The organism is Mycobacterium adipatum, from assembly GCF_001644575.1.
Classification (GTDB): domain Bacteria; phylum Actinomycetota; class Actinomycetes; order Mycobacteriales; family Mycobacteriaceae; genus Mycobacterium; species Mycobacterium adipatum.
Window position 1 is genome coordinate 2,584,564 of sequence record NZ_CP015596.1, and the last position, 12,397, is coordinate 2,596,960.

The 12,397-nt window shown below is 68.5% G+C and carries 11 protein-coding genes; 9 read left to right on the top strand and 2 right to left on the bottom strand.

Translation table 11 applies throughout. From position 1 onward, the window contains the following. The first annotated feature begins 32 nt into the window (after positions 1 to 32). The 7 genes from rne (at position 33) to A7U43_RS12330 (ending at position 8,594) form a co-directional block, all read left to right on the top strand. Positions 33 to 3,014, top strand: a complete 2,982-nt coding sequence (rne, locus tag A7U43_RS12300) for a ribonuclease E (protein ID WP_067995332.1) — start codon at positions 33 to 35, stop codon at positions 3,012 to 3,014. Between the two features lie 167 nt (positions 3,015 to 3,181). Then, on the top strand, positions 3,182 to 3,505 hold the full coding sequence (gene rplU / locus A7U43_RS12305) for a 50S ribosomal protein L21 (RefSeq protein WP_067995334.1): 324 nt from the start codon (positions 3,182 to 3,184) through the stop codon (positions 3,503 to 3,505). Positions 3,506 to 3,523: 18 nt separating this feature from the next. Then, the gene (gene rpmA / locus A7U43_RS12310) at positions 3,524 to 3,790 is read left to right on the top strand and encodes a 50S ribosomal protein L27 (protein ID WP_019513236.1); all 267 of its coding nucleotides are present in this window, start codon (positions 3,524 to 3,526) and stop codon (positions 3,788 to 3,790) included. An 89-nt stretch (positions 3,791 to 3,879) separates the two neighbouring features. After that, entirely contained in the window at positions 3,880 to 5,328 is a 1,449-nt protein-coding gene (gene obgE, locus A7U43_RS12315; protein WP_067995336.1) for a GTPase ObgE, read from the top strand. Continuing rightward, complete coding sequence (gene proB / locus A7U43_RS12320) at positions 5,325 to 6,437, top strand: glutamate 5-kinase (protein ID WP_067995343.1); 1,113 nt, start codon at positions 5,325 to 5,327, stop codon at positions 6,435 to 6,437. The genes obgE and proB overlap by 4 nt, the downstream gene beginning before the upstream one ends. Positions 6,438 to 6,674: 237 nt before the next feature. Continuing rightward, entirely contained in the window at positions 6,675 to 7,298 is a 624-nt protein-coding gene (locus A7U43_RS12325; RefSeq protein ID WP_067995345.1) for a PIG-L deacetylase family protein, read from the top strand. A 3-nt stretch (positions 7,299 to 7,301) separates the two neighbouring features. Continuing rightward, positions 7,302 to 8,594, top strand: a complete 1,293-nt coding sequence (locus A7U43_RS12330; protein WP_067995347.1) for a protoporphyrinogen/coproporphyrinogen oxidase — start codon at positions 7,302 to 7,304, stop codon at positions 8,592 to 8,594. 3 nt (positions 8,595 to 8,597) lie between these two features. Here the strand turns inward: A7U43_RS12330 and A7U43_RS12335 are convergent, their stop codons facing one another. Further along, entirely contained in the window at positions 8,598 to 9,233 is a 636-nt protein-coding gene (locus A7U43_RS12335; protein ID WP_067995349.1) for a TetR/AcrR family transcriptional regulator, read from the bottom strand. Positions 9,234 to 9,300: 67 nt separating this feature from the next. Here A7U43_RS12335 and A7U43_RS12340 point away from each other — a divergent pair, with 67 nt between their 5' ends. After that, the gene (locus A7U43_RS12340) at positions 9,301 to 10,566 is read left to right on the top strand and encodes a cytochrome P450 (protein ID WP_067995353.1); all 1,266 of its coding nucleotides are present in this window, start codon (positions 9,301 to 9,303) and stop codon (positions 10,564 to 10,566) included. Between the two features lie 10 nt (positions 10,567 to 10,576). On the opposite strand, the gene A7U43_RS12345 is transcribed toward A7U43_RS12340, so the two are convergent. Then, positions 10,577 to 11,407: an NAD-dependent protein deacetylase gene (locus A7U43_RS12345; RefSeq protein WP_067995355.1), complete on the bottom strand. Its 831-nt coding sequence runs from the start codon at positions 11,405 to 11,407 to the stop codon at positions 10,577 to 10,579. Positions 11,408 to 11,444: 37 nt separating this feature from the next. On the opposite strand from A7U43_RS12345, the gene A7U43_RS12350 reads away from it, so the two are divergent. Next, positions 11,445 to 12,365, top strand: a complete 921-nt coding sequence (locus A7U43_RS12350) for a phosphotransferase family protein (RefSeq protein ID WP_231963574.1) — start codon at positions 11,445 to 11,447, stop codon at positions 12,363 to 12,365. Positions 12,366 to 12,397 lie beyond the last annotated feature (32 nt).

Sequence of the window (12,397 nt, forward strand, 5' to 3'; positions counted from 1 at the left end):
TTACGACGCGCCCGGGGGCTTGAGGAGAATTTGTGGCCGAAGATGCCCCTACCCAAGACCTGTCGGAAAGCACCCAGAGCAGCGAGGAACTGCCGGCGAAACTGAGAGTTCATTCGCTGGCCCGCGTGCTGGGCACCACCAGCAAGCGCATCGTCGACGCTCTCGCCGAGCTGGACGGTCGGGCCCGCAGCCCGCACTCGACGGTCGAGCGGGCGCAAGCCGAACAGGTCCGCGAGGTGCTGAACGCCGAGGCCGCCGCGTCCGCGGTCGAGGTCCCGGTGACCGAGACGCCCGTCGAACCCGCCGCCGCCGACACCCCCGCCGAGGCGGAGACCGCTGTCGCACCCGTCGCCGTCGTGGAAGAGCCCGAATCCCGTCTGCTGCTGGAGGCGCCCCCCGCTGTGGAGGCGGCCCCGGACACCGCGCCGAGCGAGGCCGGCACCCAGCCGGCTCCCTACCTGCCGCTGTTCGTCGCGCCCCAGCCGGTGCCTGCCATCAAGGCGCGCCCCGTGCCCGCCGCCGACGAGACCGATGACACCGACGACGATGACGACGACGCCGACGAGGCCGACGACACCGCCGGTGAGGACGACCAGTCGGACCGGCCCGCCGCGCGGCGCCGCCGCCGCGGCCGTCGGGGCCGCGGTCGTGGTCGCGGGGAGCAGAGCGCCGAGGACGGCGAGGAGTCCGAGGACGCGGATGCCGACACCGCCGAGCAGTCCGGTACCGAGGATTCCGAGGGCGACAACGAGAACGACGAGGCCGACTCCGAGGACGGCGATTCCGACGACACCGAGGACGGCGCGGGCTCGGAGGCGGGCAGCCGCCGTCGCCGCCGTCGCCGTCGTCGCAAGTCGGGTACCCCGGATTCCGACGAAGCCGTCGCCCCCGACGATCCGCCCAACACCGTCGTGCACGAGCGAGCGCCGCGGGAGAAGTCGGCCAAGGCCGGCCGCGACCCGGACGAGATCCAGGGCATCTCCGGGTCCACCCGGTTGGAGGCCAAGCGCCAGCGCCGCCGCGACGGCCGGGACGCCGGGCGCCGTCGACCGCCGATCCTGAGTGAGGCCGAATTCCTGGCCCGCCGGGAAGCGGTCGAGCGCACCATGATCGTGCGGGACAAGATCCGCACCGAACCGCCGCACGAGGGCGCCCGCTACACCCAGATCGCGGTCCTCGAAGACGGCGTCGTGGTCGAGCATTTCGTGACGTCGGCGGGGTCGGCATCGCTGGTCGGCAACATCTACCTCGGCATCGTGCAGAACGTGCTGCCCTCGATGGAGGCCGCGTTCGTCGATATCGGCCGCGGCCGCAACGGTGTGCTCTACGCCGGCGAGGTCAACTGGGAAGCGGCCGGTCTCGGCGGCGCCCAGCGCAAGATCGAACAGGCACTCAAGCCCGGCGATTACGTCGTCGTGCAGGTCAGCAAGGACCCGGTCGGCCACAAGGGCGCCCGGCTCACCACGCAGGTCTCACTGGCCGGCCGCTACCTCGTGTACGTGCCGGGTGCGTCCTCGACCGGAATCAGCCGCAAGCTGCCCGACACCGAACGGCAGCGCCTCAAGGAGATCCTGCGCGAGGTTGTTCCGGCCGGTGCCGGCGTGATCATCCGGACCGCGTCCGAGGGCGTCAAGGAAGACGACATCCGCTCGGATGTGAACCGGCTGCAGGAGCGCTGGACACAGATCGAGGCCAACGCCGCCGAGGTCACCAAGAAGAAGGCCGGCGCCGCGATCGCGCTCTACGAAGAGCCCGACGTACTGGTCAAGGTGATCCGCGATCTGTTCAACGAGGACTTCACCGGCCTCATCGTGTCCGGCGACGACGCCTGGAACACCATCAGCAACTACGTGAATGACGTTGCGCCGGAGCTTGTTCCGCGCCTGACGAAATACGAGCCGAGTGCTCCGGACGGCCCCGACGTGTTCGCCGTGCACCGCATCGACGAACAGTTGGCCAAGGCGATGGACCGCAAGGTGTGGCTGCCCTCGGGTGGCACCCTGGTCATCGACCGCACCGAGGCGATGACCGTCGTCGACGTCAACACCGGCAAGTTCACCGGTTCCGGCGGCAACCTCGAGCAGACGGTGACCAAGAACAATCTCGAAGCCGCCGAGGAGACGGTGCGCCAGCTGCGGTTGCGCGATATCGGCGGGATCATCGTCATCGACTTCATCGATATGGTGCTGGAGTCCAACCGCGACCTCGTGCTGCGGAGGCTGACCGAGGCGCTGGCCCGGGACCGCACCCGTCACCAGGTGTCCGAGGTGACCTCGCTCGGCCTGGTGCAGCTGACCCGCAAGAAGCTCGGCACCGGCCTGATCGAGGCCTTCTCCACGACCTGCACGCACTGCGCGGGCCGCGGCATCCATCTGCACGCCGATCCGGTGGACTCCGCGGCACCGTCCGGGAACGGCGGCGGCCGCAAATCCGAGCCGGGCTCCGGCAACAGCCGACGCAGCAAGCGTGGCAAGAAGGCGGCCAAGACCGAAGAGGTGGTGGCCGACGACATCCAGATGGCCAAGGTGCCGGCGCACGCGGCCGGTGAACACCCGATGTTCAAGGCCATGGCGGCCGGCCTACACGGATCCGAGGAGGACGTTCCCGACGAGGACGCACCCGCCGAGGAGTCGATCGTGGACGGCGCCGACACCGAGGACGCCGAGGACATCGAGGAAGCGACCTCCGACGCCGCTTTCGACGAGTCCGATGATGACGAGTCCGACGAGGATGACCTGGACCTCGATGACGACGATGACGAAGAGGACGACGACGAGATCGAGGTCCTCGACGACGACTCCGATGACGAGGACTCCGATGACGAGGTCTCCGATGACGAGGACTCCGATGACGAGGACTCCGATGACGAGGACTCCGACGACGAGGACTCCGACGACGAGGACTCCGAGGACGAGGACGCCGAAGCGGTCACCTACCAGCCCCCGGTCGCGGCCCCCAGGGGCCGGGGTCGTCGGCGGGCGGCCGCCCGCCCGGCAGGCCCGCCGGCCGGCTGAGACGGGATCGAACAGGCGGTTTGACCCTCTACCCGCTGGTCACGTACCCTTGACCAGTTGTCGCGGGGCTTGCAGCCGCAACTGCTGGCTCGGCCCGCACCCAAGACCCGCACGTGCATGATCCAATGTGCGCGCGCCCAGACGAACGAAGCAGAGGTAGATCCACGATGGCAGCCGATAACGCCACGTACGCAGTCGTCAAGACTGGCGGCAAGCAGTACAAGGTCGCCGTCGGGGACGTTGTCAAGGTCGAGAAGATCGAGTCCGAGCCCGGCTCGTCGGTCTCTCTGCCGGTTGCCCTGGTCGTCAACGGCGCGACGGTGACCACCGCCGCGGATGACCTGGCCAAGGTCGCCGTCACCGGCGAGATCCTGGAGCACACCAAGGGCCCCAAGATCCGCATCCACAAGTTCAAGAACAAGACCGGCTATCACAAGCGCCAGGGTCACCGTCAGCAGCTGACGGTGCTCAAGGTCACCGGAATCAAGTAAGAACGGGAGCGAACAGACATGGCACATAAGAAGGGCGCTTCCAGCTCTCGCAACGGTCGCGATTCAGCCGCCCAGCGGCTCGGCGTCAAGCGTTTCGGCGGCCAGGTCGTCAAGGCCGGCGAGATCCTGGTCCGGCAGCGCGGCACCCACTTCCACCCAGGCGTCAACGTCGGTCGCGGTGGCGACGACACCCTGTTTGCCACGGCGCCGGGCGTCGTGGAATTCGGCGCCAAGCGCGGCCGCCGGACGGTCAACATCGTCCGACTCGTGCGCTCGGAAGCCTGATCACCCGAGGACTTTCTGCGAACGTGAAGCTGCTGCGGGTTCTCTGAAGAAACTCGCAGCAGCTTTCGTTTTCCGGAAGGACTTATCTCATGCCCCGTTTCGTCGATCGCGTCGTCATCCACGCGCAGGCCGGCAACGGCGGTAACGGCTGTGCCTCGGTGCACCGCGAGAAGTTCAAGCCCCTCGGCGGGCCCGACGGCGGCAACGGCGGCCGCGGCGGCTCCATCGTCCTGGTGGTCGACCCGCAGGTGCACACACTGCTGGACTTCCACTTCCATCCGCACGTGGTCGCAGCGTCCGGTAAGCCGGGTGCGGGCAGCAACCGCGACGGCGCCATCGGTGCCGATCTGGAGGTCAGGGTTCCCGACGGCACCGTGGTGCTCGACGAGGACGGCCGGATGATCGCCGACCTGGTGGGCGCGGGCACCCGGTTCGAGGCCGTGGCGGGTGGCCGCGGCGGGCTGGGCAACGCGGCGCTGGCCTCCCGGGCCCGCAAGGCTCCCGGCTTCGCCCTGCTCGGGGAGAAGGGCCAGGCCCGCGACCTGACGCTGGAACTCAAGACCGTGGCCGACGTCGGCCTGGTCGGTTTCCCGTCGGCCGGCAAGTCTTCGCTGGTCTCCACGATCTCGGCGGCAAAACCCAAGATCGCCGACTATCCGTTCACCACCCTGGTGCCCAATCTGGGTGTGGTTTCGGCCGGCGATCACACCTTCACCGTCGCCGACGTGCCCGGCCTGATTCCCGGCGCCTCCGCCGGCCGCGGTCTGGGCCTGGACTTCCTGCGCCACCTGGAACGCTGCGCGGTGTTGGTGCATGTGGTGGACTGCGCCACCATGGAACCCGGCCGTGACCCGATCTCCGACATCGAAGCCTTGGAAGCCGAGTTGGCCGCCTATCAGCCCACGCTGCAGGGTGATTCGGCACTCGGTGATCTCGCCGACCGCCCCCGCGCGGTGGTGCTGAACAAGATTGACGTGCCCGACGCCCGCGAACTTGCCGAGTTCGTCCGTGACGAGGTCGCCGAGAAGTTCGGCTGGCCGGTGCTGGAGATCTCGACGGTCACCCGGGACGGTCTGCGGCCATTGATCTTTGCCTTGTGGGACATGGTCGCCGCCTACCGTGCCGCCCAGCCGGAGGTCGCTCCGCGCCGCCCCGTCATCCGCCCGATCGCGGTGGACGAGACCGGCTTCACCGTCACCCCGGACGGTGCGGGTGGTTTTGTGGTGCGGGGCACCCGACCGGAGCGCTGGATCGCCCAGACGGCCTTCGACAATGACGAGGCCGTCGGCTACCTCGGTGACCGGCTGGCCCGTCTCGGCGTCGAGGACGCACTGCTCAAGCAGGGCGCCAAGCCCGGCTGCGCGGTCACCATCGGCGACGTCACGTTCGACTGGGAACCGCAGACCCTGGCCGGGGTGGACACCCAGATGTCGGGCCGTGGAACCGATCTGCGCCTGGAACAGACCGACCGCATCGGTGCGGCCGAACGTAAGGCGGCCCGCCGGGAGCGTCGTCTCCCCGACGTGGACGAGTCGTGAGCCGGCACCGCGAGGCGGTCCGGACCGCGCGCAGTGTCGTCGTCAAGATCGGCACCACCGCGCTGACCACCCCCACCGGTGTGTTCGACGCGGGCAGGTTGGCCAGCCTCGTCGAGGCCATCGAGGGGCGGATGAAGGCCGGCTCCGATGTGGTGATCGTGTCCTCCGGGGCGATCGCCGCCGGGATCGAACCGCTGGGATTGAGCAGGCGCCCCACCGATCTGGCTACCAAACAGGCTGCCGCCAGTGTCGGGCAGGTGGCCTTGGTCAATGCGTGGAGCGCGGCGTTCGCACGTTACGAACGTACCGTCGGCCAGGTGCTGTTGACGGCACACGACATCGCGATGCGGGTACAGCACAACAACGCCCAGCGCACCTTGGACCGGTTGCGCGCCCTGCACGCCGTGGCGATCGTCAACGAGAACGACACGGTGGCCACCAACGAGATTCGCTTCGGTGACAACGACCGGCTCTCGGCGTTGGTGGCGCACCTGGTCGGCGCCGACGCGCTGGTGCTGCTGTCCGATATCGACGGTCTCTACGACGGTGACCCCCGCAAGGCCACCGCCGACAAACCCGCCCGGTTCATTCCCGAGGTGGCCGCCGACGGTGACCTCGACGGGGTGGTCGCCGGGCGGGGCAGCAGTCTGGGCACCGGCGGAATGGCGTCGAAGCTGTCCTCTGCCCTGCTCGCCGCGGACGCCGGCGTGCCGGTGCTGCTGGCCGCCGCCGCCGATGCCGCGTCCGCCCTCGCGGACGCGTCGGTGGGTACGGTCTTCGCCCCGCGCCCGGAACGCATGTCGGCACGGCGGTTCTGGGTCCGCTATGCGGCGGAGGCCAGCGGGGTCTTGACCTTGGACGACGGCGCGGTGAATGCGGTGGTCAGGGGACGGCGTTCGCTGCTGCCGGCCGGTATCACCGGGGTATCCGGCAAATTTCACGGCGACGATGTCGTCGAACTGCGCGGACCGGACGGGCAGACCGTGGCCCGCGGTGTGGTGGCCTACGACGCGGTCGAACTGGCGGCCATGATCGGCCGCTCCACCCGCGATCTCCCCCCGGAACTGCGCCGCCCCGTCGTGCACGCCGACGATCTCGTCGCCACCTGACCGGAAACCGCTGGTACCGGCATTTCTCAGGTACCTGTGAAAGAACAGCAAATGCCCGTTGGCAAATTTGTCGCATGCAACGATGCGTTGCCTGCGCCTTTACCTCGGCTCGGTGTCGCGCCGCGTCATGATCACAATGCCCCTGCGTGGCGCGGTTGCGAGCTAATGCTGACGCCGCGGTGAATATCGCGGTATGCTCCGACTCAATCAAGTGTCAGCAAAGGGGAAGCAGGGGGCATGACACGTCGATCGGTACTCGCGGTGGGAGCCCACCCCGACGATATCGAACTTGGCTGCGGGGGCGCCTTGGCTAAACACGTCGCGGCCGGCGACAAGGTCGCCATGCTGGTGGTCACCCGCGGCGAGGAAGGTCCCGGCCGATCGGCGCAACGCGTCGCCGAGCAGTTGGCCGCCGTCGACGTGCTCGGTGTGGACACCCTGCTGTGGGGCGAAGGCTTCTTGGACTGCCGGGTGTCGTTGCAGGAGTTCGAACTCGTCCACCTCATCGAGGACGCGATCGAACAGGTTTCGGCCACCGTCATCTACACCCACATGGCCAACGACAGTCATCAGGATCACCGGGTCGTCTCGCGCTGCACCATGGGCGCGGCGCGCTGGGTGTCGACGATCATGGCCTACGGCGGCCCGTCGGCGGTCAGCTTCAATCCGACGTCGTTCATCGACATCTCCGATTCGCTCGACAAGAAGATCGAGGCGCTGATGTGCCATGTCTCGCAGGCGGAGGCGAGTGAGAAGGTCAGTGCCTCGTGGGTGCGCAGTTCGGCCGAGCACTACGGCTTCCTGTGCCGGCGGCCGTTCGCCGAGGGCTTTGAACCGATCCGCCAGGTCGTCGACTTCTAAGCTGTGCCAACGTTTCTCGTGGTGGGCGCCGGCGCCACCGGCATCGGGGCTGCGGTCCGGCTGACCGAACTCGGTATCGATCACCTTGTCGTGGACGCCGGGGAACGCCTGGGCGGCATGTCCGCCTCGGTGACCGACGGCGCCGGGTTCACCTGGGATCTGGGCGGCCACGTGCTGCACAGCCATTTCGCGGACTTCGACCGCGCGGTGCAGGCCAGCGGTGTCCAGATGCATCACGTCACTCGCAACGGCTGGGTGTGGCTGCACGGCGACGGGCCACAAAGCCTGGTGCCCACCCCCATCCAACAGCAGCTCGCCGAGCTTCCCGCGGATCTGGACCCGGATGCCCCGATCGGTCATCTTGCCGACTACTACCGCAACAACTTCGGCAGCCGGCTCTACGGCGAGTTCTTCGAGCCCTACAACCGCAAGATGTGGACGCTGCCGCTGGAGCGTGTTGACCACGAGTGGACGTCGCTGCGCAGCGGCAGCGCGGCCCGAAATGTTCCCGTGCTCGGGCTGGCCGGTGGCCCGCCGGCGCCGGCATCGACGTTTCCATATCCGGTCGGCGGTACCGGCGCCCTCTGGCAGGCCGTACATGATCGGCTGATGACACCGGATGCGTTGCGGCTACGGACCAGGGTGCTCGGTATCGACCCCCGCGCCCGCGAGGCGCATCTCGACGACGGCAGCACGGTGCGGTTCCGATTCTGCATCAGCACCGCCCCGGTGACCGACGCGCTGGGCTGGATCGGCTGGTCCGAGGGGGTGTCGACGCTGCACGCCAGCCGGGTGCATGCCGTCGGGCTGGGTTACAGCGGGCCGCCGCCGACGACACTGGCAGACAAGACCTGGCTGTACTGTCCGGCGGATTCGGTGCCGTGGTATCGCGCGACGATGTTGAGCAACTACGACCCGGCCAACGCCGGGCCCGGGCGGTGGAACATCCTGTGCGAGGTGCCGATCTTCGCCGATGACCCGATCTCGGCGCCCGACGCCGTCGAGGGCGTGCAGCGTTCGCTGCAGTTGCTCGGCGCCGACCCTGGGAAAGTCGTGAGCCGTTTTGTCGAAACTCTCGAATTTGGTTATCCGGTACCCACTTTGGGGAGGGACCGCCTGCTGCGCGCGGCCGATGTACGGCTGCGCGCGCACGGTATCTACAGCCGGGGACGGTTTGGGGGCTGGCGCTACGAGTCGTCAAACCAGGACTACGGATACGTCCAGGGACGTCAAGCGGTCGACAACGCGTTGTCGGGTACGCCCGAGGATGTCTACTGGCACCCGGAGCGGTACTAGCGCCTAGCCGTCCAAATAGAGTGCGCCTCTGATGATCTCGGTCAGTGTGTCGGCGAGCTCGGCGTCGTAGGAAGGCGGCTGCAACGGCAGGTTCTGCTGGCAGACCCGCTCCACCATCCACACCAGACTGCTGGCCGTGGTGGCCGCCGGCAGGGTGGAACGAATGGACCCGTCGGCCTGGCCGGCGGTGATGACGCCGGCGAACTGCTCGCAGATCCCGGTGAGCAGTTCGCGATAGGTCGCGCCGACGGTGGCGTCGTAGCCCGCCATCTCGTTGAGTGCGATCAGCACCGGTTGGTGGCGACGGTAACTGGCGATGAGGCGGGCCATGGACGACCGGATATCGGCGGGATCGCGGCGCCCGGCCACCGCCCACCATTCGGCGGCGTCCTCGGTCAGGTCGCCGAAGACCTGCCGGGCCAGCCGGCGCAGCAGGTCGCCTTTGTCCTCGAAGTAGATGTAGAAACTGGCCCGCGAGATCCCGGCCTCGGTGGCGAGTCGGTCCACGCTGAGCTCGGTGAAGCTGGTGCCGTCGGACATCAGCCGATCGGTCGCGTCCAGCAGTTGGCGTTCGATCTGTTCGCGGCGCTGTTGGCGATTGGCCTGGGACTTGCGCGTCACCCGGGTCACCGATGCCATGGACCTAGCGTATGCCGTCGACGCGCCATCTTGACTAGACAACACGTCTAGACTTATTGTCGCCTGCATGTCTGTGTCACCGATCACACCCGTGCAGCGCACCTACGATCCGATCGACCTGTCGTCGCGGGCCTTCTGGTCCACCACCGCCGACGACCGCGAAGTCGCCTTCGCCGAATTGCGGGCGCAGCGTCCGGTGAGCTGGCATCCGCCGGTCGAGGATTCGTTGATGCCCGACCCGGCCGACCGCGGTTACTGGGCGGTGACCCGGCACGCCGACGTCGTCGAGGTCAGCCGCAACAGCGAGGTGTTCCTGTCCGGGCAGGGCGTGCTGTTCGAGAACGTCCCCCAGGAACTGCTGGAGGCGTCCCAGTCGTTTCTGGCGATGGACCCGCCGCGGCACACGGTGATCCGCAAGGTGGTGCACTCGGCGTTCACGCCGCGGCAGGTGCGCCGCATCGAGGACTCGATCAAGGCCAACGCCGCCGAGATCGTCTCCGAACTGCGCGCCGCGGGCAGCGGTGCGGACTTCGTGGATCTGTGTGCCAAGGAGTTGCCGATCCGCACCTTGTCCGACATGGTCGGTATCCCGGAATCCGAGCGCCATCAGGTGGCCGCGGCCGCCGACGCGCTGGTGTCCTGGGGAGACCCGGTCTACCTCGACGGGCGCAACCCGTTGGAGGTGTTGGTGACCAACCAGATGTACCTGCACCAGGTGGCGCTCGCCCTGGCGGCCGACCGCCGCGCCAACCCGGGGGACGATCTGTTCAGCGCGCTGGTGCACGCCGAGGTCGAGGGTTCGCGGTTGACCGATCAGGAGATCGCGGCATTCTTCGTGCTGCTCGCCGTGGCCGGTAACGACACCACCCGCCAGACCACCAGCCACGCGCTGAAGGCGCTGACCGACTTCGGTGACCAGCGGGCGTGGCTGGCCGAGGATTTCGACGACCGCATCGGTCTCGCCGTGGAGGAGTTCGTCCGGTTCGCGACGCCGGTGATGACGTTCCGGCGCACCGCGGCAAGCGATTACGAACTGGGCGGCCAGCAGATCACGGCGGGGGAGAAGGTGGTGATGTTCTACTCCTCGGCCAACCGCGATGCCGCGGTGTTCGATCGCCCGGAGCGCCTGGATTTGAGCCGGCACCCCAATCCGCATGTCGGATTCGGCGGTGGAGGACGACACTTCTGCCTCGGCGCGCACGTGGCCCGCGCCCAGCTGCGGGCCATCTTCGCCGAGCTGCTGGGTCAGCTACCGGATATCGCGGCCGGTGAGCCGTCCTATGTGGCGGGCAATTTCGTGCACGCCATCCGCGCGATGCCCTGCACGTTCTAGCGGTCCCAGCTCACCGGGGGACGGTGGTGAGCTCGCCGGCCAGCAGGGTCAGCAGCTCGGAGCAGCCGGCCTCGACCTTGACGGTGGCCAACGCGTCACCGCGGGTGGGGCCGCGGTTGACGATGGCGATCGGCTTCCCCGCGGCGGCCGCGTGCCGGACGAACCGGTATCCGGAGAACACCGTCAGCGAGGAACCCGCGACCAGCAGCGCGTCGGCGCCATCGACCAGTGAAAATGCCTGCTGTACGCGCTCTTTGGGCACGCTCTCGCCGAAGTAGACGATATCGGGTTTGAGCATGCCTGCGCAGTGCGGACAGTCCAGATACCGGAAGCTGGACGTGTCGGCCACCACGGCGTCCGCGTCGGGTGCCACCGCGATGCCACCGAGGCGTTCGGCACGGTCGGCGAACCCGGGGTTGAGTGCCTCCAGTTCCTCGGCCAGGGTCTCTCGTGACATGGTCCGCCCGCAGTTCAGGCACACCACCTGGGCGTAGGTGCCGTGCAGGTTGACCACCGTGCGGCTGCCGGCCTTGGTGTGCAGCAGGTCGACGTTCTGAGTGATCAGGCCCGACACCACCCCGGCCGACTCCAGGCGCGCCAGCGCCCGGTGGCCCGCATTGGGTTCGGTGTCGTCCATGTGGCGCCACCCGAGATGATTGCGGGCCCAGTAGCGCTGCCGGAACACCGGGTCGGAGCGAAACTGACCGATGGTCATCGGATTGCTGGGTGGGGAGTCCGGCCCGCGGTAGTCGGGAATGCCCGAATCGGTCGACATCCCGGCACCGGTGAGGACGGCCACCCGGCGCCCCGCCAGCACGGCCACCAGTTCCGGAGCATCCACCTCATCGAGGATAGGCCGCGCGTGGCATGGTGGCCGCATGGTGCCGATGTCACCCGACCAGCTGGCCGACCGGCGCCGACGTGCGGCGGCGGCCGCACTGGAGGCGGGCCGAGCACTCGGGTTACCCGCCGAGCACGCGACCGTCCTGCACGACGTGTTCTCGGTGGTCGTGCGGTTGGACCCGACGCCGGTGGTGGCCCGCATCCCGGTGGTGCTTCCGCCCGGCTACACACCGCCGCTGCAACACGCCCGGCAGCGTCGCGAACTCGATGTGGTGGCCTGGCTGCACGCCAGGGGTGTGCCGGTGGTGCCGCCCAGCCCGCTGGTGGCTCGCGTGCCGGTTCGCCATGCTGGTTTTCCGATGACATTCTGGGAGTTGGCCGACGTGGCGCCCGATCATCAGCCGTATTCCGGTGTGGCGATCGCCAAGAGCGCCGAACTGCATGCCGGGCTGTCCGGGTACCGCGCGCCGCTGCCGTTCCTCGCGCCGTTCAACGAGGCGGGCCCTGGCATGTTCGCCGCGCTGGAGGAATCCGAGCTGCTCACCGCCGCCGATATCGACGCCGCGCGCGCCCAGTACGCGTCGCTGCGCACGGTGCTGGCCGATCCGGCCGCGTTCACCGCCCGGTATCCCGGTGCCACCCTGCAGGCCGTACAGGGCGACGGGCCATCGCACAACGTCATCCGAACCACCAGCGGGATCCGGTTCTCCGACTTCGAGGATGTGTCGCTCGGGCCGGTGGAATGGGATCTGGCGATGCTGGGCCCGGAGGCGGTCGCCGAGTACGACGATGCCGCGACGGCGCTCGGGTTGCGGCGTACCGACCCGCAGGTACAACGGCTCATGGACACCGCCCGAACGCTGCAATTCATCAGCGCCGCGACGTTGGTTCCACAGCTGCCGGTGCTGGCCGAAGGGCTCGCCCCGGTGATCGAGCAGTGGCGGCGCGCGCCGTGACCTGACGGGGCGGGATTGCGCCCAATGCCAGA